The organism is Pseudomonas triclosanedens, from assembly GCF_026686735.1.
GTDB lineage: Bacteria > Pseudomonadota > Gammaproteobacteria > Pseudomonadales > Pseudomonadaceae > Pseudomonas > Pseudomonas triclosanedens.
Map to the genome: position 1 here is coordinate 3,078,757 of NZ_CP113432.1, position 24,875 is coordinate 3,103,631.

A 24,875-nucleotide genomic window follows, 5' to 3' on the forward strand; every position below is an offset into this window, starting at 1 on the left:
TTCTACGGCACGTTTGAAGGCGCGCTGAAAGGTCTGGTCATACATGTGATGGCGACGCACGACACCGCTCCGTGGATCGGTCGAATGCGTGTGCTGCGCAAAAACCCAGAACCACGGCCAGGAATGCCCGGCGCGCGGATACTTCCGCTCAAGGGCGTCGGGAAGCGCAACGCCGCTGCGGCCCTCGGCCTGGTCCTTCAGCCACCATGCCCGTGCACGCGACAGCTGCTCGCGCAGGCTGGGTGCCAAGCTCTCGGGTAACATCAAGGCCCGATCCTTGGAGCCCTTGCCCTCCCGCACGATGATCGTGCCGTGATCGAAATCCAGATCCTTGACCCGCAGTTGCAAACCCTCACTGATCCGCATGCCCGTTCCATACAGAAGCTGGGCGAACAAACGATGCTCGCCTTCCAGAAAACCGAGGATGCGAACCACTTCATCCGGGGTCAGCACCACCGGCAAGCGCCGCGACGGCCGAGGTCTTCCGATCTCCTGAAGCCAGGGCAGATCCGTGCACAGCACCTTGCCGTAGAAGAACAGCAAGGCCGCCAATGCCTGACGATGCGTGGAGACCGAAACCTTGCGCTCGTTCGCCAGCCAGGACAGAAATGCCTCGACTTCGCTGCTGCCCAAGGTTGCCGGGTGACGCACACCGTGGAAACGGATGAAGGCACGAACCCAGTGGACATAAGCCTGTTCGGTTGGTAAGCTGTAATGCAAGTAGCGTATGCGCTCACGCAACTGGTCCAGAACCTTGACCGAACGCAGCGGTGGTAACGGCGCAGTGGCGGTTTTCATGGCTTGTTATGACTGTTTTTTTGTACAGTCTATGCCTCGGGCATCCAAGCAGCAAGCGCGTTACGCCGTGGGTCGATGTTTGATGTTATGGAGCAGCAACGATGTTACGCAGCAGGGCAGTCGCCCTAAAACAAAGTTATGTGCTTTCTCTAAAACTCACCAGGTTCACCAAAACTTTTTTCTAGCTGGCCGCATCGCTTATTTTGAATTAGCACCCTTTAAAATGCCATTTTGATGCCTTATCTTGGCTAAAACGGGGTGTTTTAAGTGTCTGTTTTTATTGGTTTTGTTTTTGTTGAGAACTTTCAGGTAAAATGGTAGTCTTCAAATCAAATGTTTTTTGGAGCTACAGCATGGAAAAATCAAAGCAATTATATAATCAAGTGAACTTCTCACATCAGGACTTGCAAGAACATATCTTTAGCAATTGTACTTTTATACATTGTAATTTTAAGCGCTCAAACCTTCGAGATACACAGTTCATTAACTGTACTTTCATAGAGCAGGGGGCACTGGAAGGGTGCGATTTTTCTTATGCTGATCTTCGAGATGCTTCATTTAAAGATTGTCAGCTTTCAATGTCCCATTTTAAGGGGGCAAATTGCTTTGGTATTGAACTGAGAGATTGTGATCTTAAAGGGGCAAATTTTAGCCAAGTTAGTTTTGTAAATCAGGTTTCGAATAAAATGTACTTTTGCTCTGCATACATAACAGGTTGTAACTTATCCTATGCCAATTTTGAGCAGCAGCTTATTGAAAAATGTGACCTGTTCGAAAATAGATGGATTGGTGCAAATCTTCGAGGCGCTTCATTTAAAGAATCAGATTTAAGTCGTGGCGTTTTTTCAGAAGACTGCTGGGAACAGTTTAGAGTACAAGGCTGTGATTTAAGTCATTCAGAGCTTTATGGTTTAGATCCTCGAAAGATTGATCTTACAGGTGTAAAAATATGCTCGTGGCAACAGGAGCAGTTACTGGAGCAATTAGGGGTAATCATTGTTCCTGACTAAGCGCAAGATTCGGCTACGCACATAACAAAGCGTTTAAGACAGATTCGCAACGCTGGGCATTTTCGGTTTGCTTTGAATTTAGTGTTTACGGCACAATGGTTTAGGTTGGGTGGCATGTTGCTCACTACTTAACGCGGCGTTAGGCAGCACAGAGCGACCATTTCATGTCCGCGAGCACCCCCCCCATAACTCTTCGCCTCATGACCGAGCGCGACCTGCCGATGCTCCATGATTGGCTCAACCGGCCGCACATCGTTGAGTGGTGGGGTGGTGACGAAGAGCGACCGACTCTTGATGAAGTGCTGGAACACTACCTGCCCAGAGCGATGGCGGAAGAGTCCGTAACACCGTACATCGCAATGCTGGGCGAGGAACCGATCGGCTATGCTCAGTCGTACGTCGCGCTCGGAAGCGGTGATGGCTGGTGGGAAGATGAAACTGATCCAGGAGTGCGAGGAATAGACCAGTCTCTGGCTGACCCGACACAGTTGAACAAAGGCCTAGGAACAAGGCTTGTCCGCGCTCTCGTTGAACTACTGTTCTCGGACCCCACCGTGACGAAGATTCAGACCGACCCGACTCCGAACAACCATCGAGCCATACGCTGCTATGAGAAGGCAGGATTCGTGCGGGAGAAGATCATCACCACGCCTGACGGGCCGGCGGTTTACATGGTTCAAACACGACAAGCCTTCGAGAGAAAGCGCGGTGTTGCCTAACAACTCATATATGGACTCTCCCCACAAGTAGTGAGCAAAGCTTTTCTTTTGCACTTGTCGTCAGCGCGGTTGCATTCGTATATCCGGCCTGTTTTGGGCTCTACCGCCCTGGCCATTCTGTAGTTCGCGCAGCGGGGGCCAAGCGTTCAATCGATCACGAAGATCATGATTGTTATCGGCCTTATTCCGCTGCAGGACTCGCCTGTTCCGACAGTGCTGCTACTCACCACAACCACAAGAAAACCATCACGCCTTCTTGATTACCTCCGCCGTCAGGCGGGCTTTACGCTTTGCCAGTCACCACTAAATCGCCGCTCATGACACCACACCGCCCAGCAAATCCTAACCAGCTTGTTGGCCAAGGCCACGGCCGCTTTGTTGTGGCCAACACGTGCCGCCGTCTCGACGGCCCAGCGCTGTAACTGGGTCAGTTTCTCGGGTGTCCGGGCCTGACAGCGCTGCGCTGCCAACAAGGCCGCGCGCGAGCCGTGGATCAACAGGGTGCGCACGTATACATTGCCTTGCCGGCTAATGTGGCCCAGTTTGCGCCGCTCACCACTGCTGAACTCTCGCGGCGTCATGCCCAGCCAAGCGCTGAGCTGGCGACCATTGGCAAAGCGCTCGGGCTTGCCGACTGCGGTTTTCAGGGCGCTGGCGGTCAACAGGCCAATACCGCTGACTTCATCGAGTTTGCGCACGACTTCATCGTCGGCATGCCAGCGTTTGAGTTGCTGCTCGCACTCGACCATGCACTGTTCGTGCAGGTTTATTTCCGCCAGGACGATATGCAGTTGATGGCTCAAGGGCGCGATTTCTGGGCGCTCAACTAACTCATGGGCGGCACGGATAAAAGCGGCGGTAGAGGCTGGAGCTTCGATGCCCGCTTCGCGCAGGATGCCGCGCAGTAGGTTGATCCGCTGAGTACGGCTTTTCTTCCAGGTTTCGCGCAGCCCATGCAGTTGCTGCACCTGTTGCTGCTCATGGGTTTTCACAGGCACGGGATGGATATCCTTGCAGCGCGCGGCTTCTAGCATCGCATCGCAGTCGTTGCGGTCGGTCTTGTTGCGGCGGCGATACGGGCGCACATAGCGCGGGTGGATCAGCTTTACCGAATGGCCCAGTGCCTGCGCCACGCGCCCCCAGTAATGGGCCGTACCGCAGGCCTCCATCACCCACTCGACCGGCTCGGCTTGCTCCTGTATATATCGCCTAAACGCCTCTCGGTTCAGCCGCTTGCGCTGCACCACTTGGCCGGAACGGACACTCTCGGCAACTTGGTAAACGGACTTGGCCAGATCAACCGCAATTCGCTTCATCACAACACTCCCAATTTCAGCCACCACCGTTCTCGGTATAGAACTGTGGCGCAGGGAGAGTCCATTACAGCATTCAAGCCGACGCCGCTTCGCGGCGCGGCTTAATTCAGGTGTTAGGCAACGGTGTTGTTGCAGATTTTTGGTGCGGAATTATATGAAGAACTATTTTGAGAGCCCGTTTAAGGGAAAACCTCTCGTCGAACAGGTAAAGAACCCAAATATCAAGGTAGGCCGTTATAGCTATTATTCAGGCTATTACCACGGGCATTCATTTGATGATTGCGCTCGCTACCTCCTGCCTGATCGTGATGACGTTGATAAATTGATAATTGGAAGCTTTTGCTCCATAGGGACGGGTGCATCTTTTATCATGGCTGGAAATCAAGGTCACCGATATGATTGGGTTACATCATTCCCTTTTTTCTATATGAATGAGGAACCGGCATTTTCGGAATCAGTTGATGCTTTCCAGGCGGCAGGTGATACCGTCATAGGAAGCGACGTGTGGATTGGCTCTGAAGCAATGATTATGCCTGGAGTAAAGGTTGGCCATGGAGCGGTAATTGGCAGCCGGGCTTTGGTTACCAAAGATATAGAGCCATACACAATAGTTGGTGGCAACCCTGCAAAAGAGATAAAGAAGCGCTTTTCAGAACAGGAAATTTCAATGTTGCTAGATATGAAGTGGTGGGATTGGCCGTTGGAGCAAATTAAAGAAGCAATGCCTCTTTTGTGCTCGTCTGATATTGCAGGCTTGTACCATTTTTGGCAGCGTTCAAGTGCCTAACAAACGGCTGTTGTCGCCCCTTCGGGGCTGGGACGGCCTTTCCGCCGCTTTGCGGCTACAAGTCCGCCCCAAAGCCGGGCGTTAGCAGGTTTTCGGGTTTTAACGGTTTTAGTCAGTAGCTTTTTTCGGCATTGCTCGCGTTTGGTTTTCCTAGCGGCAGCGCCAAAAGGTTTAGTTCGCCAGTTTGTGGGTTTGCTGCAAACGGTTGTGGCGGTAGCGTTGTTCTTCTTGGCTTCGCTTAACAGTTTTACAGGTTCCGGTCGGCTCGCCGTATCGCAGTTAACCGGTTTAGTTTTAAATTAAAAGCAGCTTGCCGTTGTTCGGGTTTGCCAGTGCGGCAAGCCGCGAAAGTTAGGTGCAGGCTGCTAACAAGGCCAGTCAAGCGACGCCAAACAGCGTCGCGCTTGCTGGCAGCGTTATGTTTTAAAAAGGTTTAACTATGGAATTTAGTGACAAAGAACTGGCAGTGATAGCCGGTGCTAGGAAAAAGATTAAAGCTGCAACATTCTTCAGAGTTTTGCTCATTGTTGTCATGCTATGCGGTATTACCTTGATGGCAACAGGCGTGGTTGTTGCTGAGTTTATCGTTTATTTAGCATTCGGCGCTGTTGTTCTGGCTATCGGATTACCTCAGTTTGGTTCTGGGCCTAAGTACGAAGAGTTATTAAATATTTTAGATAGTAAAGCTAATGCGCAGCGTTCAAAAACATAACAAGGCGCATCACTCGTGGCCTGCGGCCACTGGGACGTCAAACGCTAACGCGTTTTTCCGCCCGTGTGCTTTGCGTTAACCTCTGAGGAAGAATTGTGAAACTATCACTAATGGTAGCTATATCGAAGAATGGAGTTATCGGGAATGGCCCTGATATTCCATGGAGTGCCAAAGGTGAACAGCTCCTGTTTAAAGCTATTACCTATAACCAATGGCTGTTGGTTGGACGCAAGACTTTTGAATCAATGGGAGCATTACCCAACCGAAAGTATGCGGTCGTAACACGTTCAAGTTTTACATCTGACAATGAGAACGTATTGATCTTTCCATCAATTAAAGATGCTTTAACCAACCTAAAGAAAATAACGGATCATGTCATTGTTTCAGGTGGTGGGGAGATATACAAAAGCCTGATCGATCAAGTAGATACACTACATATATCTACAATAGACATCGAGCCGGAAGGTGATGTTTACTTTCCTGAAATCCCCAGCAATTTTAGGCCAGTTTTTACTCAAGACTTCGCCTCTAACATAAATTATAGGTACCAAATCTGGCAAAAGGGTTAACAAGTGGCAGCAACGGATTCGCAAACCTGTCACGCCTTTTGTACCAAAAGCCGCGCCAGGTTTGCGATCCGCTGTGCCAGGCGTTAGCTGCCAAGAAACGGAGTAGTTATGGCAAGAGGATTTTATAAAAAGCGTCACAACGTAGGCCAGAGTATCCCTTCGAATCAGCTTCGTGTCGGAATGCTTATCCATTTGAGTTATACGAATTTTGGTTGCGTTTGGCGAATTTCATCCATAGAGCCAGTGAACTCGAAAGGCGAAATATGGCTCAATCTTGTAGCTCCCGAGTCAGGAAAAACAAAGCGCACAAATGCGAGATATGCTGTATACATACGAAGAGATCAGCGGTAAGCATGCAGCTAACAAGTTGCTCAAATACGTTCCGGGCCTACGGCCCTCCACCGGACAGCCAAAGCTGCGCTTTGCCTGCCGTTTAGCAAGGCGTTAGATGCACTAAGCACATAATTGCTCACAGCCAAACTATCAGGTCAAGTCTGCTTTTATTATTTTTAAGCGTGCATAATAAGCCCTACACAAATTGGGAGATATATCATGAAAGGCTGGCTTTTTCTTGTTATCGCAATAGTTGGCGAAGTAATCGCAACATCCGCATTAAAATCTAGCGAGGGCTTTACTAAGCTTGCCCCTTCCGCCGTTGTCATAATCGGTTATGGCATCGCATTTTATTTTCTTTCTCTGGTTCTGAAATCCATCCCTGTCGGTGTTGCTTATGCAGTCTGGTCGGGACTCGGCGTCGTCATAATTACAGCCATTGCCTGGTTGCTTCATGGGCAAAAGCTTGATGCGTGGGGCTTTGTAGGTATGGGGCTCATAATTGCTGCCTTTTTGCTCGCCCGATCCCCATCGTGGAAGTCGCTGCGGAGGCCGACGCCATGGTGACGGTGTTCGGCATTCTGAATCTCACCGAGGACTCCTTCTTCGATGAGAGCCGGCGGCTAGACCCCGCCGGCGCTGTCACCGCGGCGATCGAAATGCTGCGAGTCGGATCAGACGTCGTGGATGTCGGACCGGCCGCCAGCCATCCGGACGCGAGGCCTGTATCGCCGGCCGATGAGATCAGACGTATTGCGCCGCTCTTAGACGCCCTGTCCGATCAGATGCACCGTGTTTCAATCGACAGCTTCCAACCGGAAACCCAGCGCTATGCGCTCAAGCGCGGCGTGGGCTACCTGAACGATATCCAAGGATTTCCTGACCCTGCGCTCTATCCCGATATTGCTGAGGCGGACTGCAGGCTGGTGGTTATGCACTCAGCGCAGCGGGATGGCATCGCCACCCGCACCGGTCACCTTCGACCCGAAGACGCGCTCGACGAGATTGTGCGGTTCTTCGAGGCGCGGGTTTCCGCCTTGCGACGGAGCGGGGTCGCTGCCGACCGGCTCATCCTCGATCCGGGGATGGGATTTTTCTTGAGCCCCGCACCGGAAACATCGCTGCACGTGCTGTCGAACCTTCAAAAGCTGAAGTCGGCGTTGGGGCTTCCGCTATTGGTCTCGGTGTCGCGGAAATCCTTCTTGGGCGCCACCGTTGGCCTTCCTGTAAAGGATCTGGGTCCAGCGAGCCTTGCGGCGGAACTTCACGCGATCGGCAATGGCGCTGACTACGTCCGCACCCACGCGCCTGGAGATCTGCGAAGCGCAATCACCTTCTCGGAAACCCTCGCGAAATTTCGCAGTCGCGACGCCAGAGACCGAGGGTTAGATCATGCCTAGCATTCACCTTCCGGCCGCCCGCTAAATATCTCCTTTTGGGTTGTTAATAAAACATCCAATAAGTTGACTGTGCGTGAAAAAGAAAGTTTTGTGTGATGGCGTTGAAGATCGCACCGTTAAGCTCTTATGTGGGATGGTGCAGAGCTCGACGACTACCGATAAAACGCAACCGCCGCAAACAGACAAGAAAAAGCCCCAACTGATAACAGTTGGGGCTTCAGTATTGTGATTGGTGGAGCAATAGCACCCTGAACCCAAAACCTTCTCGCTCAACCGGTAGTGGCTGATAACAACTCGTGAGGGCTATTGCGGGTTAAGCATTTAGCGATGTCTAGGGCCAGACTGGACGTCTGAACGCAAGCCGCTGATACTGTACATAACCACAGTATCAGCGGAGGATACCCATGTCGCTGGCAAGGAACGCCACGGCGAGTCAATCGCCCACTCAAACAAACGGTTACGAACGCCACCAACCCGACCAGACGCTGCTCTACCAGCTGGTTGAGCAGCACTACCCAGCCTTCAAAGCCTCACTCGAAGCCCAAGGTCAACACCTGCCTCGCTACATCCAACAAGAATTCAACGACCTCCTCCAATGTGGCCGTCTGGAGTATGGTTTCATGCGGGTTCGCTGCGAGGATTGTCATCACGAGCGTCTGGTCGCCTTCAGCTGTAAACGACGCGGCTTTTGCCCTAGCTGCGGTGCCCGCCGGATGGCCGAGAGTGCGGCGCTGCTGATAGACGAAGTCTTCCCCAAGGAGCCCATTCGCCAGTGGGTGCTCAGCTTTCCTTTCCAGCTACGCTTTTTGCTGGCTCGCCATCCCCAGCTGATGGGCCAGGTCTTGAGTATCGTCTATCGTACACTCTCAACTCATCTGATCAAAAAAGCCGGTTACACCAAAGCCTCTGCACAAACTGGCTCAGTGACTCTTATCCAACGCTTTGGCTCCGCGCTAAATCTCAATGTCCACTACCACATGCTGTTTCTCGATGGTGTCTATGCCGAAGATGACTATGGCAAGCAACGCTTCCATCGTGTCAAGGCACCCACTTACGATGAGCTGAATACGCTCGCTCACACCCTCAGCCATCGCATCGCTCGCTGCATGGAAAAGCGTGGGATTTTGGAGCGTGATGCCGAGAATACGTGGTTGACACTGGAAGAGGGCGAAGACGATACGCTGACTCAATTACATGGTGCTTCGGTTACGTATCGCATTGCCGTCGGCCCCCAGCAAGGGCGCAAAGTCTTCACCCTGCAAACCTTGCCAGGGCGTGAGGATAAAGCCGACTCAAGCAGTCGAGTAGCCAACCATGCTGGTTTCTCGCTACACGCCGGTGTGATGGCCGAAGCGCATCAGCGGGATAAGCTTGAGCGCTTGTGTCGCTACATTAGTCGGCCAGCGGTTTCAGAAAAACGTCTGGCATTAACCGCCAATGGGCAGGTGCGTTACGAGCTCAAAACTCCGTACCGCAATGGCACCACCCATGTGATCTTCGAGCCGCTGGACTTCATCGCCAAACTCGCTGCGTTGGTACCTAAGCCGCGAGTCAACCTCACACGCTTCCACGGCGTCTTTGCACCGAACAGCAAACACCGAGTTCAAGTAACACCCGCCAAGCGGGGCAAGAAGCCCGACAAATCGGAAGGTCTCGATACTAACTGGCGTGACAAGAGTCCTGCAGAGCGCCACCGCGCCATGACCTGGATGCAACGCCTCAAGCGAGTCTTCAATATTGATATTGAAGTCTGCGAACACTGCGGCGGTCACGTCAAAGTGATTGCCAGCATCGAAGATCCGAAGGTCATTGAGCAGATTCTCAAGCATCTGAAACAGAAAACAGCCAAGGCGAATGCCGCCAAGCAGCGTGAGCTGCCACCAGAACGAGCGCCGCCACTGACTCCCAGCCTGTTCGATCCATCACAGAGTCGTCTCTTTGACTGACGACCCCAAATCCAACACTGCTCAACACTGCCAACTTTTAAACGGGGCGGTGGGGCAGTTTGTATCTCTCGAGCTATCAGGCTAGAGATTTTACCGCCAAATCGAACCTTATTAGAGCGGTTTAGGCTGGACCGGCAGTTAAAATTGGGGCTTGAGCGGTAAACGAGTGAGGGAATTTCAGGTAAGATACTTCGGATGAGGAGCAAAAAGGTGGTTTATACTTCCTATACCCTTTATACTTCCTATACCCCGGTTATCCGGTGGTTTTCTGTTTGCGGAATAAAACAGATTAGTGACAGTTTTCTCAGAATGGCGTGTTCCGGTGACTTCTGTTTTCGTGTGCTGCATCCGGAAGTGTCAGGCCCGCCGGATATGAAAAAGGCCTCCGGAGAGTACCGTGACTTTATTTTCGGCACAAATACAGGGGTCGATGGATAAATACGGCGATAGTTTCCTGACGGATGATCCGTATGTACCGGCGGAAGACAAGCTGCAAACCTGTCAGATGGAGATTGATTTAATGGCGGATGTGCTGAGAGCACCGCCCCGTGAATCCGCAGAACTGATCCGCTATGTGTTTGCGGATGATTGGCCGGAATAAATAAAGCCGGGCTTAATACAGATTAAGCCCGTATAGGGTATTATTACTGAATACCAAACAGCTTACGGAGGACGGAATGTTACCCATTGAGACAACCAGACTGCCTTCTGATTATTAATATTTTTCACTATTAATCAGAAGGAATAACCATGAATTTTACCCGGATTGACCTGAATACCTGGAATCGCAGGGAACACTTTGCCCTTTATCGTCAGCAGAATAAATGCGGATTCAGCCTGACCACCAAACTCGATATTACCGCTTTGCGTACCGCACTGGCGGAGACAGGTTATAAGTTTTATCCGCTGATGATTTACCTGATCTCCCGGGCTGTTAATCAGTTTCCGGAGTTCCGGATGGCACTGAAAGACAATGAACTTATTTACTGGGACCAGTCAGACCCGGTCTTTACTGTCTTTCATAAAGAAACCGAAACATTCTCTGCACTGTCCTGCCGTTATTTTCCGGATCTCAGTGAGTTTATGGCAGGTTATAATGCGGTAACGGCAGAATATCAGCATGATACCAGATTGTTTCCGCAGGGAAATTTACCGGAGAATCACCTGAATATATCATCATTACCGTGGGTGAGTTTTGACGGATTTAACCTGAACATCACCGGAAATGATGATTATTTTGCCCCGGTTTTTACGATGGCAAAGTTTCAGCAGGAAGGTGACCGCGTATTATTACCTGTTTCTGTACAGGTTCATCATGCAGTCTGTGATGGCTTTCATGCAGCACGGTTTATTAATACACTTCAGCTGATGTGTGATAACATACTGAAATAAATTAATTAATTCTGTATTTAAGCCACCGTATCCGGCAGGAATGGTGGCTTTTTTTTATATTTTAACCGTAATCTGTAATTTCGTTTCAGAATGGTTCAGGATCACTGTACGATAATGCCCCCGCAGTTTGGTAATACCCTTAATAAAAAAGAAACAGCAAAGACTGACAGCAATAATAATAAAGTAAGCAGTAACAATAATATTAACAACACCAGATGCAGTTATAATAATAGTATTTAAGACACCAGAAAGACTGCTGCGACAGTCATTTTGAACAACACCAAAATGCCGTAAAGGCAGTAGTAACAACACCAGTGAAAACATCACGATAGCATAGTGATATGCCTGAGTGTGTGTAATTAAACAATAAATAAACCGCCATATATAACAGAAGATAGTATTCTGAATGGCATGCTTTTCTGTTCAGTATAAACATATCATCCCGGTTGGTATAAGGATGATATATAATAAGTTAAGCTGAACACATATTTATTTTGGTTTTATTTTACAAATAAAGTAAGACGATCCGTTAAGTCAAAGCGGGGTATATTTATTATACCCTGCTTTTTTATTTGTCCGCCGGGCGCGGATAATGGATCAGATGGCACTGTTGCAAATAGTCGGTGGTGATAAACTTATCATCCCCTTTTGCTGATGGAGCTGCACATGAACCCATTCAAAGGCCGGCATTTTCAGCGTGACATCATTCTGTGGGCCGTACGCTGGTACTGCAAATACGGCATCAGTTACCGTGAGCTGCAGGAGATGCTGGCTGAACGCGGAGTGAATGTCGATCACTCCACGATTTACCGCTGGGTTCAGCGTTATGCGCCTGAAATGGAAAAACGGCTGCGCTGGTACTGGCGTAACCCTTCCGATCTTTGCCCGTGGCACATGGATGAAACCTACGTGAAGGTCAATGGCCGCTGGGCGTATCTGTACCGGGCCGTCGACAGCCGGGGCCGCACTGTCGATTTTTATCTCTCCTCCCGTCGTAACAGCAAAGCTGCATACCGGTTTCTGGGTAAAATCCTCAACAACGTGAAGAAGTGGCAGATCCCGCGATTCATCAACACGGATAAAGCGCCCGCCTATGGTCGCGCGCTTGCTCTGCTCAAACGCGAAGGCCGGTGCCCGTCTGACGTTGAACACCGACAGATTAAGTACCGGAACAACGTGATTGAATGCGATCATGGCAAACTGAAACGGATAATCGGCGCCACGCTGGGATTTAAATCCATGAAGACGGCTTACGCCACCATCAAAGGTATTGAGGTGATGCGTGCACTACGCAAAGGCCAGGCCTCAGCATTTTATTATGGTGATCCCCTGGGCGAAATGCGCCTGGTAAGCAGAGTTTTTGAAATGTAAGGCCTTTGAATAAGACAAAAGGCTGCCTCATCGCTAACTTTGCAACAGTGCCCACACGAGTGTAGCTCACGCAGAGGAAGCAGCTACAGCTCTTGATGGAATTGGCCAACGCGTTAACGAAATTACCGACATGAACGCGCAAATAGCGACTGCGGTCGAGCAGCAGGGAGCAGTAAGTGAAGACATAAACCGCAGTATTATCAATATACGCGATGCTGCTGATACCAATGTACAGACCGGGCAGAATAATTTGCAAAGTGCGAAATCTGTCGCTCAGTTAACTAGCGCTCTGAGCGAACTGGCAAAACAGTTTTGGGAAAAACGAGGATAACGCTTTTCAGTATCTCGACAGGGATAACTTACTTTACCATCGGTTATCCCTTTTAGCCGCACAAATTTTAGCCATGGCTTTTCAGGAAGTCAGGGCTATCAGAATGGCCTTAGAAAGCCTAGTCAAAGAGCTGTCACGAGAACACCGTTAGCTTAGCGTACGATTTTTTCCGAATTCTGCGGTTCCCCCACCTTCGTTCCGGTGAATCCGCAGCGACGCCAGCGCAAGGTGGTCATGGCCGGGGAGAAACTTCGGGCTCTGGCCGGCAAGTAGGACCCGCATTCCTTGCCCGCCGGGTGCGGGCTTGTGGCCGCCGTCAGTCAGTGTCGCCGGGCGGCCGACGGTTTTCCGCCAGCAGATGCTCGACCACACAGCGCAACGCCTTGGCGCTACCTGCCCCGGCGTTGCGCGCTGCCCGGTAGACCCGCAGTTGTCGATCGGCGCTGTTACCTTGCTTGATGATCCGTCGTGCCTGCATGAAGATCCGGCGACTGCCTGCGTCAGCCTGTCCCGCGCAGGTCTTTTCGGCCAACCTCAGCCAGTCCAGCGCGGATACGCAACGGTTCCTTTCGACAAGGAAGCTTCCCGTGCAGCCGTGCCGGCGCGCCTGCCAGAGATTCTCCAGCAGCAGGGCGCGTTGCCATTCGGGGGCGGCGATATCCTCGCCCCACCGTGCCTGCGCAACCAGCAAGCGGAACAGCCCGGCGATGCACAGTGCGTCGTCGATACGCGGGCAGGCGTCGGGAATCCGCAGCTCTAGCGTTGGATAGCGCGCCGAGGGACGGATGATCCACCAGGTATGTCCAGCCTCGTCCATCAACCGATGCTCCAACAGCAGCGCAACATAGCGGCGCCATTGCGATTCGTCGTGGAAATGCGGCGGCGGCCCCATGCGTGGCCACTCTCCGCACATCGCCTGACGATGACTCGCCAGGCCGGTGTCCCGTCCGCCCCAGAACGGTGAAGAGCCGCTCAACGCCAGCAGCAGGGGCAACCACGGCAGCAGCCGATTCATCAGTTGCACCCGGTCGAAACCCTTGACTTCGACGTGAACGTGCAACCCGCACAGCAGACTCTCCCCCGCGACACCAGCCTGTTGGGCGATCAATCGCTGATAGCGCGGGCGTACGGCTGGCCTTTGCCGATGCAGGCGGGTGAAGGGATGCGCAGCCACGCAAAGGGTTTCCAGCTCGTGAGCCTGGGCGATGGCGGCCAGGCGCCTGCGACGGTCCGCAAGATAGCGGCCGGCGTCGGCGAGCTGGCGGAAGACCGGGCTGACCAGCTCAATCTGGCAATCGAAGATTTCCCCGATGACTTCCTCGCCCAGCACGCCGCGACAGGCGTGCAGGAAACCGAGTGGCACATCGCGGACGATGTCCAGTGTGCTGCGGTCGAGCAGGAAGCATTCCTCCTCGATGCCAAATCGTGCGAGTGCGGGCATGGCAATCCTGACGGCGGGCAGTTAACCCTCAGACGCGCTGGAGCGCCCGCCCGTTCAGTCTTTCGCTCCGTCACTTCATTGAAACCTTTGCCGGCTTGCCCACTCGCAATGGAAGTAACCGACTTTGCACGAGGAGCCCCGCATGACCCTCTCTGCCTCACGGAAAACCGCCCTCTGCCGCGAACTTCCTGACGCCCGCGAGCTGTACGACGCCCTTCTGCGTACGCCGGAGGAGTACTCCGAAGCGGCTGCGCGGTTTCTGGACGAGCAGTTGCAGGCGCAGGTGATCGGCGGCGGCGATCTGCCCGGCGACCCGCAACGATGGCCGGGCTGGCTGGCCGAGCGTGCCAGGTGCAGCGCCAGCGAATATGCCGCCTACTTGAGCGAGCGCCGCGCAGGTGCACCACGCCGGTTCTTCCACAGTCGCATCCATGCGCTGTACTTCCTGCAGGCGGTGCGACCGACCAAGCTGGTGGACGGCGCCTGGCTGTACGGGGCGCTGAACCACTGCGACGATCCGCGCGCGCTGCCGCTGGTACATATCTATCTGGAAGAACTGGGGCATGGCATCACGGCGCGCAACCACGTGCTGATCTACCGGCAACTGCTCGAAAGCCTCGGCTGCGACACGCCACTGCCGCTGAGCGATGCCCACTATCTGCAAGGCGCCGTGCAGCTAGCCTTCGGTTATCTGGCCGATGACTATCTGCCCGAACTGCTGGGCTACAACCTCGGCTACGAACTGCCGCCGCTGCACCTGATGATTACCAGCCACGAGTTGCGCGAGCTGGGAATCGACCCGCGCTATTTCCGCCTGCACGTAACCATCGATAACGCCGGCAGCGGCCACGGCCGCAAGGCCCTGGCGGCATTGAATGCCTACCTGCCGCGATTGGGCGACCGTGAAAGCTTCCTGCGCCGGGTACAGGCTGGCTACCGGCTCAACGACGCCGGGCTTTCCTGCCAGCAGATTATCGATGGTTTCGACCTGCATGCGGAACTGCTGGAAATGCTCGAACGCAAGCGTCCATTCGCGCAGCGGATGCACGACGACCGCGCACGCATCGGCGGGCTTACCGTCAATCAGTGGCTGGCCGCTCCGGGGCGCATGGGGGAGTTTCTCCAGGCACTGGAAGACGAGGGCTGGCTCATCCGCCATGCCGAACCGGCGCGCAGCCGGCTGTGGCGCCTGGTGGAAGGTGACGAAGCGGCAATGTTCGGGGTTTTCACGCCCTACGAGAAACAATTGCTGCACGACTGGATCGCCGGCGACTGGCACGCCCCACAGGCCCAGTCACACTGGCGCGGCGGCGGCAGGCTCGGCGCCAGCGATGCGCCAGCCCGCGCGGACTTCGCCGCCGAGGAGCGTGCGCTGCTCAACGAACTGAGTGGCCTGTCGCCGCGCAACCGGAGGCATCGACTCATCGCCCTGATGGCGCCGCACAAGCATTGGACGTCCGCCGGGCTGATGGCCACGCGGATATTCGCCGACAAACTGGGAATCGAACCATGAGCGCCTTTCTCGACTCTCGCCTGCAGGTACTGGTTACGCTGGGCCAGGAACTGCACAAGCAGAACTATCACTTCATCACTACGACTCCTGCCACCCACGCGCGCGTCAATGCGCGAGCGGAGAACTACGCCGCTGCCGACCTGGCGAGGGTATTCGGTTGGAACCGGGCATTTTCCGATGGCGTTCTCGACGAGCGCATGCTTGCCCTGCTGGAAGCCGGCGGCCTGCTGCAACGCTACGATAACCGTTGGCGCAGCGCAGTGCGCTGGTCAAGCCTGGATAGCCTGCTGTTCGCTCACTCGGCCTACCCGACCCTGGAAGCGGACTCGGTATTCTTCGGCCCTGACACCTACCGCTTCGCGCAATTGCTGCACCGGCATTTCGAAGCCAACGGCAAGCCGATGCGCCGCGCGGTGGACATCGGCTGCGGCGCCGGGCCAGGAGCAATCCTGGTGGCGCGCGCCTATCCAGGAGCAGAAGTCACGGCGGTGGATATCAACCCTCGGGCACTCGACTTCACCCGCGCCAATGCCCGGCTGGCGGGCGTCGAGCATTTACAGATCCGCCACAGTAACCTGCTCGATGAGGTGAACGGCGAGTTCGACTTGATCGTCGCCAATCCGCCCTATCTGCTCGATCCCACCGAGCGCGCCTACCGTCACGGCGGCGGCGAGCTGGGATGCGGACTGTCGTTGCGCATCGTCGAGTGCGCGCTCAAGCGTCTCGGGCCCGGCGGCCAGTTACTGCTGTATACCGGCGCCGCGGTGGTTGACGGCGAGTCTGCGCTGCATCGGCAGCTGCGGGTGCTGCTGGATGACCCTGGGCTACGCTGGGAGCTTCGGGAAATCGACCCGGACGTGTTCGGTGAAGAGCTGGAAACCTCGGCCTACCGGAATGTCGAACGTATCGCCGCGGTGAGCCTTACGCTCAAGCGCCTGGCCTGAGCGGCGCCGCCCCGCGTTCCTGCGAGGCGGCGGGCGATGGCTTCAGGCGGGAATCCTGGCGATCTGCGCTTCCCGCGACCAGATACGGTGCTGCTCCAGGGCTGCTTGCAGGTCGCCGAACAGATCGCTGGCCGTCGCTCCCTGCACCACGCCCGGATCCCCCGGCAGGCCAAGCTGGCCAGGCAGCGCTTGTGCGGTTCCGCTGAAGGCCATCGGCTTGAGGTGTTTGTACGCTTCCAGCAGATAGTGCAACAGCCGACCATCACCACTGAACGTATTGGTGGCCGCCGCGCCCCCAGGGACGAAGACTGCGTCGAACACCACCGAGGGCAAGCCCTCCCAGGACCCCTCCGGTATCAGCGTCGCGCCGTTCTCGGCGGTGACAGGCGCCACACCGGGACCGACCAGCTTGGCACTTGCACCGGCCTTTTGGAGCGCATCACGCAGATCACTCACATCAGACTCGCTGACACCATCGGCGATCAGTATCGCCACCTTGCGCGAGCGGATATCGCCCGACAGCAATTGCATCTGGCTCAGCGCCGGCGACGGTGTGGGTTGCGTCGGCGCACCCTGGCCGACGATGGCCACACCGACCTGGTCAGCCACGCGCCGGGCGAGCTGGCTGTCGATGTTCAGCAGAATCTCGTTGACCTCCCGATCCCGGATCGATGCACGCCCCACCTTCGAGAGCTCGAAGACGTAAGCGGCCACCACATGGTTCTGCTCCGTCTCGCTCAAGCTGTGCCAGAACAGCGCCGCCTGGCTGAAGTGATCAGCGAACGAACCCGCCCGCTCGCGCACCTTGGTCCCGCTCATGGGCTCGTGATAGCTGGCAAAGCCGCCGTGACGCGCCGCTGACGCGGTTTCCTTCGGCCAGCCGTCATCGATCGAGTTGGGTTCGTAGGATGCGCGTCCGCGATGCAGGATGTGCTGGTGAAAGGCATCACGCTGGTTGTTGTGGAACGGGCATAGCGGCTGGTTGATCGGGATCTGGTTGAAATTCGGCCCGCCCAGGCGCAGCAACTGGGTGTCGGTATAGGAAAACAGCCGCCCCTGCAGCAGCGGGTCATTGGTGAAGTCGATCCCCGGCACGATGTGGCCGGCGTGAAAGGCTACCTGCTCTGTTTCGGCGAAGAAGTTGTCGGGATTGCGGTCGAGCACCATGCGCCCGAGTATCTGTACCGGTACCTGCTCCTCGGGAACCAGCTTGGTTGGATCGAGCAGATCGAAGTCGAAGGAGTCCTGGTCGTCCTCGGCGATGACCTGCACGCCCAGCTCCCATTCGGGGTAGTCGCCATTCTCGATGTCTTCCCACAGGCTGCGACGGTTGAAGTCCGGATCCTTGCCCGCCAGTTTCTGCGCCTCATCCCATACCAGCGAACAGGTGCCCGACTTCGGCCGCCAGTGGAACTTCACCAGCGAGCTTTCGCCATTCACGTTGATCAGGCGGAAAGTATGCACGCCGAAGCCCTGCATATTGCGGTAGGCGATGGGTATGGCACGGTCGGACATCAGCCACATGACCATGTGCGCCGACTCCGGAGTCAGCGATACGAAGTCCCAGAAGGTGTCATGCGCCGATGCGCCAGTGGGTATTTCGTTCTGCGGCTCGGGCTTCACCGCGTGGACGAAATCGGGAAACTTGATGGCGTCCTGGATGAAGAACACCGGCATATTGTTGCCGACCAGATCGTAGTTGCCCTCCTCGGTGTAGAACTTCACCGCAAAGCCACGTACATCGCGCACGGTATCGGCAGAACCGCGCGGCCCCTGGACTGTGGAGAAGCGCACGAAGACCGGTGTGCGCACGCCATTGCCGGATAGAAACGCAGCCTTGGTCAGATCGCTCCAGTCGCCGTAGGACTCGAAATAGCCATGCGCCGCCGCCCCCCGGGCGTGCACCACGCGTTCGGGAATGCGCTCGTGATCGAAGTGGGTGATCTTCTCGCGCATGATGAAGTCTTCGAGCAACGACGGTCCGCGTACGCCGGCCCTCAGGGTGTTCTGATTGTCCGAAATGCGCGTGCCGGTATTGGTGGTGAGCGCTTGATCGGTGGCGTCTTCGCGGTAGCGCTCGAGTTGTTCCTGCTTGTCGCTGCTGTTGCTGCGGTCGATGGTCTGGGTGCCGGCCATCTGACTCTGCCGGTCCTCTCGTGTGGGATTCATGCGATTGTCCTCATGCCAGGTAAACGGCGATTCGCGCAGCGATAGCCGGCATTCGTTGATTGCCGGCCGACATGCGCCGCCTACCCGTTGGGACCGACTGGGAGCTTCAAGTTCCAGCTTTTTCCCGATTGGTCGCTTGCGCAACTCTGCGAGGCTACGCAAGTAATCGAAGGAAGAGGAATCATGCGTCAACACCTGCCGCATCGCTCTGCGCAGGTGCCGAGGCAGTGAAGGGAATCAATCTGCGAAGCAGTTGATCAATTCCAGACCCAGATTTCGAACCTGGGCCGGTGTTCGCAGCTCCTCGGCGGTGATGCCCACGACTATCGTCTGTGGCACGGCGGTTATCTGGCTGGCAAGGCTGATCTGGTATTGCCCATCGGATTGGAGCGCGCAGGCAAAGGTGAAGGTTGGATAAGTGTGCCGAAGCAGGTCTTCCACCTCCCGGCATTTCGAATCGGTCATCGGTTGTCCTCCGTTTGCAAGCACACAATAGGCGCTACATTGCCACCTGAATATGCGGCCACCTGCCACTATGTTTTTACATTCATCGAAAAAGGTTTGATCAATTGTCAGCATTTCCCTCGGCTTACCGAGGGCAATCACTTACAGCGCCGAGAAAATGGCGAATTAAAAGGCAAACAAAAGTGACCGGAGGTAATTTATTTACTTATAACTTCAAGGCCAGGAAAAGATGACTCATCGTTCTGAAAAAGATTCGAACATCTGCCGGCACACTCCATCGGATGAAGTGAGCGGCACACGCTCATTCCTAAATTCAGAACTATCAGGAGAACTGAAATGGCTGAACATAGAGGCGGCAAAGGCAATTTCGCAGAAGACCCGGAGCGCGCATCCGAAGCCGGCAAGAAAGGCGGCCAGCAAAGCGGCGGCAACTTCAAGAATGACCCGCAGCGCGCGTCGGAAGCAGGACGCAAGGGTGGGCAGCACAGTCATGAGGACAATCGCTGATTGGCGCTGATAAAAACCACGGCGGGGCGAAATTCTTCGCTCCGTCGTGGCCTGGAAATACGGATTGAGAATACCGAAGGGTTTTCGTTGAATTAATTCTTGCGCGACAAGCGAAGCGCAAAGAACGCGCAGAATAGCGCGAACCACAAACAGCGGGGCTGTATCCAATTTATCGATCAGCGGCGGCGCAATGATTCTGCCCAGCTCCTCGCACTGGATTTAAGCTTCCGCAGACTACTTTCCCGAGGATCGAAATCCGAGGAACTTCCCATGAAAAATCCACATGACCTGCCCGAACCCGATCCGGTCGTAACCCGCGAAGATTTGGCACTCGATGACCTCATCGACCTTGATACCGAAGACGGCGACCAGCAGCCGCACCTTTCCGCCGCACATCAGGAAGGGCTGATCGACAGCATCCGCTGAACGGCGTACGGCGGCGGCTGGAGCGCCGTCCCGACCGTCAATGCGGGCGCGCCACACTGCGCAGCAGATTGGCGCTGAGCTTTTCGGCATTGCAACTGGCGACGTTGGCCAGCGACAGGATGCCAACCAGGCGCTTCTCGCGATTCACCACGGCCAACCGGCGCTTCTGGATCTGGGCCATGTTCTTCGACACGTGGTCAACCGTCTCGTCCTCGAAGCAGTAGCACACTCCAGCACTCATTACCTCGTTGACCGGCGTCGTGGTGGCCAGCGCATCAGCCAGCCCGCGCACCACCAGGTCACGGTCAGTGACCATGCCGATCAGTTGGTCGCCTTCGCTCACCAGCAGCGCGCCGATATCCACCTGCCGCATCAGCAGCGCCGCTTCCTGCAATGTGCTGTCCGGCGAGATGGTCCGCACTTCCCTGCTCATGATTTCCCGCACTGTCATGGAGCCATGCCCGGATGACTTGTCGCGCATGGACTGTTCTTTCACGCTTTGTTCTCTCATGGTCTGCCTCCTGTGGCGGCCCTGAACACCAGAGCCTCTGAGAGTGGAAAGACTTCCCCTGCGATGGTTCGAACTTTCCGCGCGAAGGCGCAGATTCAGGCATGCACGCTCCACTGGCAGGCCGCTTCGGGGATTCGCAGCGGATCGATGGCATGGATCAGCCCGCAGGCCAGCGCTTCGTCAGGCTCGACTATCCGCGCATGACCGGTCAGGCACTCGGGCACGTCGATTCGTTCGCTGGCATCGAGGGTGCGCTGTTGGACGATCTCCGCGTACAGCCGCAGATCGTGCTCCAGGCTCATGGCATATTCACTCATGCGGGCATGGTCCACCGAGCCATGCAACGTCCAGTGGAACGGATGGAACAGGAATTTGCTCAACGGGCAGGCCGTGCGCCGCCGGCCCGCCAGGAACAGGATGTTGCCCATGGACTCCACCGTCCCCAGATTGTGGGTGTCCACCGGCACCGGCAGCGACAGCAGGTAGTTGTAGAGGCTGAAGCCATAGGCGCAGTCGCCGCCCATAGTGACGATGTTCAGTTGCAACTGCGTTGCGCCCTGCTGCATCGCCCTGGTACAGGTGCCAATCAGATTGCCGCAGGTGGACGAATTGATCGGCCCGGTGAAATGGATGATATGTGTGGCCATGCGCGGCTCCTTGTGGCTGGAGACTCGAATACGTCTTCAACTGAGTCCCGCATGGCTGCTGCCATGCCAACGACACGACGAGTGGACACGCTCAGGGCTGGCGATAGTGTCCTGGCGTGGTGTCGCGCTCCTGGCTGCGCAACACCTTGCTGACCTGCACGTCGGTGATGGAGCGCTCATCGAGCGGGCTGTGCAGCGCCACCAGGAAGCGGCGCGCGTCATCGACGCTGAGCTGCTCCTGGTGCAACACGACGCTCATCGGCTGGTCGTTGAGGATGTAGCTGATCAGGAATGCGGGTGTCATCTCGGCTCTCCTCTGCAAGGGCGCCCGCGCCGGGACGCAAGCGCCTGGCGAACGGTCAGGCGGCGCGTTTCTCCCATTGCGCCTTGATGTCCTTCTTCATCTGCTGCATCGCCACCGCCAGTCGATCCAGCGTGGGATGGTCGAGCAACTGCTCCGCGCGCGGGAACATCTCCTTTTCCTCTTCCTGAATGTGATGCTCCAGCAGCTCCTTGAGCACCTTCACCCGGCCGGCGAATTCCATGCTGTCGGGGCGGGTATTTTTCAGGTCAGGCAGTACCAGCGAATCCACCGTGCGGTGCTCCTCCCTGGACTCGAAGTACATCTTCTCGTCTTCCTTTTCGCCCACCTGCCTGAGCGCCGGGTAGAAAATTTCTTCCTCGATGGCGGTGTGCTGGCTCAGCTCCAGATCGATCTTGCGTAGCAGTTCGCTGCGCTTTTTCACCGCACGCGAGGTGGTCTCGCTCAGTTCGGCGAGCAGCGTCTTGACGGTCTTGTGGTCCTGCTTGAGTAGATCGATGGCATTCATTGGTTTCTCCTCGGTCAGGCTTCGCTGAAGGATCATCCGGGTCGGCGGTTTCAGGTCGCTTCCCAGGGTTTTACCGGTGGCCGGCAGAGGGCGCGGTCGATGGCGCGGCCCAGCTCATCCAGGCGCAACGGCTTGAGCAGGGTCGGATACGGCGAGCTGTGGTCCAGCGCGCGCTCCTGCGATGACGACAGCATCAGCACGCGCATGCGCGGCCGCGACGGCAGGCAGGCCTCGATCAGCTCATTGCCGGTCAAGGGACCTGTGATCGGCTCGTCGACCAGAAACAGATCGATGACCGCGCCGGAGCCCAAGTGCTCCAGCGCTTCCTCATGGTTCCGCGCACTGAGCACTGCGTGGCCCTTGTCCAGCAGGTACTGCTCGATGCGCCAGAGCTCGTCCGCCTTTTCTTCGAGTACCAGTACCGATGCGTCACACAGGCTCATGGCTGTCTCCTCTTCCAATGAGCAGACGCAGCAACTTTCGCGCCTTCCCCGCGCATTCCGCGCACCCGCGGGACAGAGCGGCGGCTACCCTCGATGATCGCACCCTGCAATCAGCAAAACGCCCGACCGGCCTGAGCCGGCGATGCAAAATGCCTGAACGGACCGCGGCCCCGGATTTCCGGAGCCGGCTATCGGGATGCGCAGGCTCGCCGGCCTGCAGGTTGGCCGCAGGTACTATCGGCAGCTCGATCAGCGTGAATCCGTGGCCCGCTCTGGTCGGCGATCAGGCAGGTCGCCTGGCCGAAGATGCAGCCGGCCGCCGCCAGGGTAAGGCCGGCAGCACGGGGTGGGCAGCGGCATGGAGGCGGCCTGGTCCAGCTCCATGCGCGGTTCGGCAGTGGTGTTGAGAGCCGCAGGTTCCGGCGCAGCCCGCAACAACGCGCCTGACTCGATTGGCGTCGAGCCGTGCCGAGACCTCGGTGCACCTCTAGATAGTCGTCCCCGGTCTTTCCATCTCCAGGTCGAGGCGTCTGAGGCGGCGGACGATGTCTTCAATCAGAGAGTCGGTCAGGGGTTCCCTGGTGCCGATCTCCACCCGCCTGGCGGCGGGGTCGCGGCATGTCACCGCGGGCGCTTCGACGAGGTCTGCCAGCAGCTCGGCCACCTTGCGTTCAACCGCCAATTGCCGCAGGCGATAGCGTGCGACCTTGCCGAACGGGGTCAGCGGCAACTCATCCAGTACGAAAATACCTTTGGGCCGCGCCGGCGGCTCGGCGATCTGCTGCGCCATGAAGCCGGCCAGCTCGCTCAGGCAGAACTCCGCAGTGGAGCGGGCCACCACGAACAGTACCGGAACCTCCCCGGCATAGTCGTCAGGCATCGCGACTGCCGCCGCCTGGACCACGCCGGCGTGACGGTGCGCGACATCCTCGATGAGCTGCGGATCGATGTTGTGTCCGCTGCGGATGATCACATCCTTGGAGCGGCCAATGATCCGCAGCTCGCCATTGCTGGCCACCTCCCCAAGGTCACCGGACGAGAGCCAGCCGCCTCGCGGATCACCGACGACGCCCTGGTCGGTCAGATAGCCCTGGAACACGTTCGGCCCACGGATCAGGACTTCGCCTTTCGCTCCTGGCCGGTACTCGGCGCCAGCCTGTCCGAGGCTGATCTCCACTCCAGGCACCGGAAGGCCCGCCGCATGGGCTGCACGCCGGCCAGTGGTCGATTGCGCCGTTGCAATGCCGCTGGATTCGGTCATCCCGTAGAGCTGATAGACAGGCTTTCCGGTCAGCGCCTGGATGTGTTGGGAAAGATCCTCCGACAAGGGCGACCCGCCCGTCATGATCGCCCTGAGCCCGGCGAGTTCCGATGTCCCGACCGGGGTATCCCGGATTGCCGCGAGCGATGTCGGAACGACGCCCAGCACGGTAATCCCATAGCGGGAAACGATCTCCCAGAGGCGCTGTACGACTGCCGGGTTGCGCATGCCCAGCGGCGTGGGAAAGACAACCGTGGCGCCCACCGAGAGTGCGGCCATCAGGCCATCGATGGCTCCGCCGACATGGAACAGCGGCAGCCCGGTCAGCAGGCGGTCGGATGGCTCGATACCCAGGCCGGCGCTCGCCATGACTGCCGCCACTGCCATGTTGCGCAGCGACAGCCGGGCCAGCTTGGGATGCCCGGTCGTACCCCCGGTGTGGACCAATGCGCCGACACGCCCAGGATCCACCGGCTGTTCGAAGGCCGATGTGGAGGCGCCGAGGAACGCTTCCCAGTTGTGGGCAGGCCCGGCCAGGGGGACTTCGATGATCGTGGGCGCCACTGGCATGGATTCGACCGCGCGCACGACACGCGCATGGACGTCCAGCGCAGGATGCGGGCCCAGGGTCACGACCACCCTGCAACGGGCGATACTGAGTTGCGCGCGCATGGCCTCTGCCGATAGCAGCAGGTTGACGGGAAACGCCACGGCCACGGCACTGGCGGCGATCAGAACGGATACCGCCTGGGGAACGAATGGCAGCAGGATGGCGACGGATTCATCCTCGCGGATGCCCGTCGCCTTCAGGGCCGAGGCGATCCGCTGCACCTCCTGCAGCAGTTGCCGATAAGTGACCTCCAAGGGGGCTCCTTCGAGATCGCCGGGAAGAAATTCCAGCGCGGTGCGGGTTGGCAACTGCTGCGCCGTACGGGCCAGCAGTTCAAAGGGCGAGGTCGTCGACTCCATGCGATGTTGTATGCAGGAGCTATTGGATGCGGCAGTCGACATCAGGCATCTCCTTGGGGCCGTAG

The 24,875-nt window shown here is 56.6% G+C and carries 26 protein-coding genes and 1 pseudogene; 16 read left to right on the forward strand and 11 right to left on the reverse strand.

The annotated features are described in order from the left end of the window. Window positions 1-798, reverse strand: a pseudogene (intI1, locus tag OU419_RS14225) (class 1 integron integrase IntI1); the annotation flags it as partial. 353 nt (window positions 799-1,151) lie between these two features. On the opposite strand from intI1, the gene OU419_RS14230 reads away from it, so the two are divergent. Together OU419_RS14230 and OU419_RS14235 are read left to right on the forward strand one after the other, a co-directional pair. Continuing rightward, window positions 1,152-1,808, forward strand: a complete 657-nt coding sequence (locus OU419_RS14230; RefSeq protein ID WP_032495607.1) for a quinolone resistance pentapeptide repeat protein QnrVC6 — start codon at window positions 1,152-1,154, stop codon at window positions 1,806-1,808. A gap of 164 nt (window positions 1,809-1,972) precedes the next feature. After that, entirely contained in the window at window positions 1,973-2,527 is a 555-nt protein-coding gene (locus OU419_RS14235) for an aminoglycoside N-acetyltransferase AAC(6')-IIa (RefSeq protein ID WP_023622803.1), read from the forward strand. A 272-nt stretch (window positions 2,528-2,799) separates the two neighbouring features. Here OU419_RS14235 and OU419_RS14240 read toward each other — a convergent pair whose 3' ends face one another. Beyond that, a complete protein-coding gene (locus OU419_RS14240) occupies window positions 2,800-3,843 on the reverse strand; it encodes an IS110-like element ISPpu24 family transposase (protein ID WP_076611547.1) in 1,044 nt (347 codons plus the stop codon). A gap of 154 nt (window positions 3,844-3,997) precedes the next feature. On the opposite strand from OU419_RS14240, the gene catB reads away from it, so the two are divergent. The 10 genes from catB to OU419_RS14290 all read left to right on the forward strand — a co-directional run bounded on the left by catB (window position 3,998) and on the right by OU419_RS14290 (window position 12,684). Continuing rightward, the gene (gene catB, locus OU419_RS14245; RefSeq protein WP_023622804.1) at window positions 3,998-4,630 is read left to right on the forward strand and encodes a type B chloramphenicol O-acetyltransferase; all 633 of its coding nucleotides are present in this window, start codon (window positions 3,998-4,000) and stop codon (window positions 4,628-4,630) included. 439 nt (window positions 4,631-5,069) lie between these two features. Then, window positions 5,070-5,342 carry a hypothetical protein gene (locus tag OU419_RS14250; RefSeq protein ID WP_023622806.1) on the forward strand — a complete coding sequence of 91 codons (273 nt, stop codon included), beginning with the start codon at window positions 5,070-5,072 and terminating at the stop codon, window positions 5,340-5,342. A gap of 95 nt (window positions 5,343-5,437) precedes the next feature. Next, on the forward strand, window positions 5,438-5,911 hold the full coding sequence (gene dfrA1 / locus OU419_RS14255) for a trimethoprim-resistant dihydrofolate reductase DfrA1 (protein WP_023622807.1): 474 nt from the start codon (window positions 5,438-5,440) through the stop codon (window positions 5,909-5,911). A 552-nt stretch (window positions 5,912-6,463) separates the two neighbouring features. Then, entirely contained in the window at window positions 6,464-6,811 is a 348-nt protein-coding gene (locus OU419_RS14260) for a quaternary ammonium compound efflux SMR transporter QacE delta 1 (RefSeq protein WP_000679427.1), read from the forward strand. Further along, entirely contained in the window at window positions 6,805-7,644 is an 840-nt protein-coding gene (sul1, locus tag OU419_RS14265; RefSeq protein ID WP_000259031.1) for a sulfonamide-resistant dihydropteroate synthase Sul1, read from the forward strand. Before OU419_RS14260 ends, sul1 begins: the two co-directional genes overlap by 7 nt. Before the next feature lie 404 nt (window positions 7,645-8,048). Continuing rightward, complete coding sequence (locus OU419_RS14270) at window positions 8,049-9,590, forward strand: IS91-like element ISCR1 family transposase (protein ID WP_000050481.1); 1,542 nt, start codon at window positions 8,049-8,051, stop codon at window positions 9,588-9,590. 397 nt (window positions 9,591-9,987) lie between these two features. Then, a complete protein-coding gene (locus OU419_RS14275; RefSeq protein ID WP_197465993.1) occupies window positions 9,988-10,191 on the forward strand; it encodes a hypothetical protein in 204 nt (67 codons plus the stop codon). Window positions 10,192-10,340: 149 nt separating this feature from the next. Further along, window positions 10,341-10,982, forward strand: a complete 642-nt coding sequence (catA, locus tag OU419_RS14280) for a type A chloramphenicol O-acetyltransferase (protein ID WP_001011941.1) — start codon at window positions 10,341-10,343, stop codon at window positions 10,980-10,982. 666 nt (window positions 10,983-11,648) lie between these two features. After that, window positions 11,649-12,353, forward strand: a complete 705-nt coding sequence (locus OU419_RS14285; RefSeq protein WP_001067855.1) for an IS6-like element IS26 family transposase — start codon at window positions 11,649-11,651, stop codon at window positions 12,351-12,353. Between the two features lie 130 nt (window positions 12,354-12,483). Continuing rightward, complete coding sequence (locus OU419_RS14290; RefSeq protein WP_001513658.1) at window positions 12,484-12,684, forward strand: methyl-accepting chemotaxis domain-containing protein; 201 nt, start codon at window positions 12,484-12,486, stop codon at window positions 12,682-12,684. A 316-nt stretch (window positions 12,685-13,000) separates the two neighbouring features. On the opposite strand, the gene OU419_RS14295 is transcribed toward OU419_RS14290, so the two are convergent. Continuing rightward, a complete protein-coding gene (locus tag OU419_RS14295) occupies window positions 13,001-14,125 on the reverse strand; it encodes a carboxylate-amine ligase (protein WP_254476526.1) in 1,125 nt (374 codons plus the stop codon). Between the two features lie 142 nt (window positions 14,126-14,267). Between OU419_RS14295 and OU419_RS14300 the strand changes: the two genes are divergently transcribed. Together OU419_RS14300 and OU419_RS14305 are read left to right on the forward strand one after the other, a co-directional pair. Next, window positions 14,268-15,638, forward strand: coding sequence for an iron-containing redox enzyme family protein (locus tag OU419_RS14300; RefSeq protein WP_254476525.1), 1,371 nt, complete (start codon window positions 14,268-14,270; stop codon window positions 15,636-15,638). Then, on the forward strand, window positions 15,635-16,582 hold the full coding sequence (locus tag OU419_RS14305; RefSeq protein WP_254476524.1) for a methyltransferase: 948 nt from the start codon (window positions 15,635-15,637) through the stop codon (window positions 16,580-16,582). The genes OU419_RS14300 and OU419_RS14305 overlap by 4 nt, the downstream gene beginning before the upstream one ends. Before the next feature lie 42 nt (window positions 16,583-16,624). On the opposite strand, the gene katE is transcribed toward OU419_RS14305, so the two are convergent. Next, on the reverse strand, window positions 16,625-18,751 hold the full coding sequence (gene katE / locus OU419_RS14310; protein ID WP_254476523.1) for a catalase HPII: 2,127 nt from the start codon (window positions 18,749-18,751) through the stop codon (window positions 16,625-16,627). A gap of 237 nt (window positions 18,752-18,988) precedes the next feature. Next, entirely contained in the window at window positions 18,989-19,216 is a 228-nt protein-coding gene (locus tag OU419_RS14315; RefSeq protein WP_254476522.1) for a hypothetical protein, read from the reverse strand. Between the two features lie 336 nt (window positions 19,217-19,552). On the opposite strand from OU419_RS14315, the gene OU419_RS14320 reads away from it, so the two are divergent. After that, on the forward strand, window positions 19,553-19,723 hold the full coding sequence (locus OU419_RS14320; RefSeq protein ID WP_254476521.1) for a con-10 family general stress protein: 171 nt from the start codon (window positions 19,553-19,555) through the stop codon (window positions 19,721-19,723). Between the two features lie 270 nt (window positions 19,724-19,993). Further along, window positions 19,994-20,149: a hypothetical protein gene (locus tag OU419_RS14325; protein WP_254476520.1), complete on the forward strand. Its 156-nt coding sequence runs from the start codon at window positions 19,994-19,996 to the stop codon at window positions 20,147-20,149. A gap of 37 nt (window positions 20,150-20,186) precedes the next feature. Here OU419_RS14325 and OU419_RS14330 read toward each other — a convergent pair whose 3' ends face one another. From OU419_RS14330 to OU419_RS14355, 6 genes are all read right to left on the reverse strand, one after another. Beyond that, on the reverse strand, window positions 20,187-20,600 hold the full coding sequence (locus OU419_RS14330; protein WP_254476527.1) for a CBS domain-containing protein: 414 nt from the start codon (window positions 20,598-20,600) through the stop codon (window positions 20,187-20,189). A gap of 155 nt (window positions 20,601-20,755) precedes the next feature. Beyond that, entirely contained in the window at window positions 20,756-21,307 is a 552-nt protein-coding gene (locus OU419_RS14335; protein ID WP_254476519.1) for an ATP-dependent Clp protease proteolytic subunit, read from the reverse strand. A gap of 91 nt (window positions 21,308-21,398) precedes the next feature. Next, on the reverse strand, window positions 21,399-21,611 hold the full coding sequence (locus OU419_RS14340) for a hypothetical protein (RefSeq protein ID WP_254476518.1): 213 nt from the start codon (window positions 21,609-21,611) through the stop codon (window positions 21,399-21,401). 55 nt (window positions 21,612-21,666) lie between these two features. Beyond that, window positions 21,667-22,137, reverse strand: a complete 471-nt coding sequence (locus OU419_RS14345) for a hemerythrin domain-containing protein (protein ID WP_254476517.1) — start codon at window positions 22,135-22,137, stop codon at window positions 21,667-21,669. A gap of 50 nt (window positions 22,138-22,187) precedes the next feature. Beyond that, window positions 22,188-22,580, reverse strand: a complete 393-nt coding sequence (locus OU419_RS14350) for a response regulator (protein ID WP_254476516.1) — start codon at window positions 22,578-22,580, stop codon at window positions 22,188-22,190. Window positions 22,581-23,067: 487 nt separating this feature from the next. After that, window positions 23,068-24,852, reverse strand: coding sequence for an AMP-binding protein (locus OU419_RS14355; RefSeq protein WP_254476515.1), 1,785 nt, complete (start codon window positions 24,850-24,852; stop codon window positions 23,068-23,070). Window positions 24,853-24,875 lie beyond the last annotated feature (23 nt).

Coding starts and splice junctions, on each gene's coding strand:
- OU419_RS14230 (WP_032495607.1), top strand. CDS start 1,152: ATGGAAAAATCAAAGCAATTATATAATCAAGTGAACTTCTCACATCAG.
- OU419_RS14235 (WP_023622803.1), top strand. CDS start 1,973: ATGTCCGCGAGCACCCCCCCCATAACTCTTCGCCTCATGACCGAGCGC.
- OU419_RS14240 (WP_076611547.1), bottom strand. CDS start 3,843: ATGAAGCGAATTGCGGTTGATCTGGCCAAGTCCGTTTACCAAGTTGCC.
- catB (WP_023622804.1), top strand. CDS start 3,998: ATGAAGAACTATTTTGAGAGCCCGTTTAAGGGAAAACCTCTCGTCGAA.
- OU419_RS14250 (WP_023622806.1), top strand. CDS start 5,070: ATGGAATTTAGTGACAAAGAACTGGCAGTGATAGCCGGTGCTAGGAAA.
- OU419_RS14260 (WP_000679427.1), top strand. CDS start 6,464: ATGAAAGGCTGGCTTTTTCTTGTTATCGCAATAGTTGGCGAAGTAATC.
- sul1 (WP_000259031.1), top strand. CDS start 6,805: ATGGTGACGGTGTTCGGCATTCTGAATCTCACCGAGGACTCCTTCTTC.
- OU419_RS14270 (WP_000050481.1), top strand. CDS start 8,049: ATGTCGCTGGCAAGGAACGCCACGGCGAGTCAATCGCCCACTCAAACA.
- catA (WP_001011941.1), top strand. CDS start 10,341: ATGAATTTTACCCGGATTGACCTGAATACCTGGAATCGCAGGGAACAC.
- OU419_RS14285 (WP_001067855.1), top strand. CDS start 11,649: ATGAACCCATTCAAAGGCCGGCATTTTCAGCGTGACATCATTCTGTGG.
- OU419_RS14290 (WP_001513658.1), top strand. CDS start 12,484: ATGAACGCGCAAATAGCGACTGCGGTCGAGCAGCAGGGAGCAGTAAGT.
- OU419_RS14295 (WP_254476526.1), bottom strand. CDS start 14,125: ATGCCCGCACTCGCACGATTTGGCATCGAGGAGGAATGCTTCCTGCTC.
- OU419_RS14300 (WP_254476525.1), top strand. CDS start 14,268: ATGACCCTCTCTGCCTCACGGAAAACCGCCCTCTGCCGCGAACTTCCT.
- OU419_RS14305 (WP_254476524.1), top strand. CDS start 15,635: ATGAGCGCCTTTCTCGACTCTCGCCTGCAGGTACTGGTTACGCTGGGC.
- katE (WP_254476523.1), bottom strand. CDS start 18,751: ATGAATCCCACACGAGAGGACCGGCAGAGTCAGATGGCCGGCACCCAG.
- OU419_RS14315 (WP_254476522.1), bottom strand. CDS start 19,216: ATGACCGATTCGAAATGCCGGGAGGTGGAAGACCTGCTTCGGCACACT.
- OU419_RS14320 (WP_254476521.1), top strand. CDS start 19,553: ATGGCTGAACATAGAGGCGGCAAAGGCAATTTCGCAGAAGACCCGGAG.
- OU419_RS14325 (WP_254476520.1), top strand. CDS start 19,994: ATGAAAAATCCACATGACCTGCCCGAACCCGATCCGGTCGTAACCCGC.
- OU419_RS14330 (WP_254476527.1), bottom strand. CDS start 20,600: ATGACAGTGCGGGAAATCATGAGCAGGGAAGTGCGGACCATCTCGCCG.
- OU419_RS14335 (WP_254476519.1), bottom strand. CDS start 21,307: ATGGCCACACATATCATCCATTTCACCGGGCCGATCAATTCGTCCACC.
- OU419_RS14340 (WP_254476518.1), bottom strand. CDS start 21,611: ATGACACCCGCATTCCTGATCAGCTACATCCTCAACGACCAGCCGATG.
- OU419_RS14345 (WP_254476517.1), bottom strand. CDS start 22,137: ATGAATGCCATCGATCTACTCAAGCAGGACCACAAGACCGTCAAGACG.
- OU419_RS14350 (WP_254476516.1), bottom strand. CDS start 22,580: ATGAGCCTGTGTGACGCATCGGTACTGGTACTCGAAGAAAAGGCGGAC.
- OU419_RS14355 (WP_254476515.1), bottom strand. CDS start 24,852: ATGTCGACTGCCGCATCCAATAGCTCCTGCATACAACATCGCATGGAG.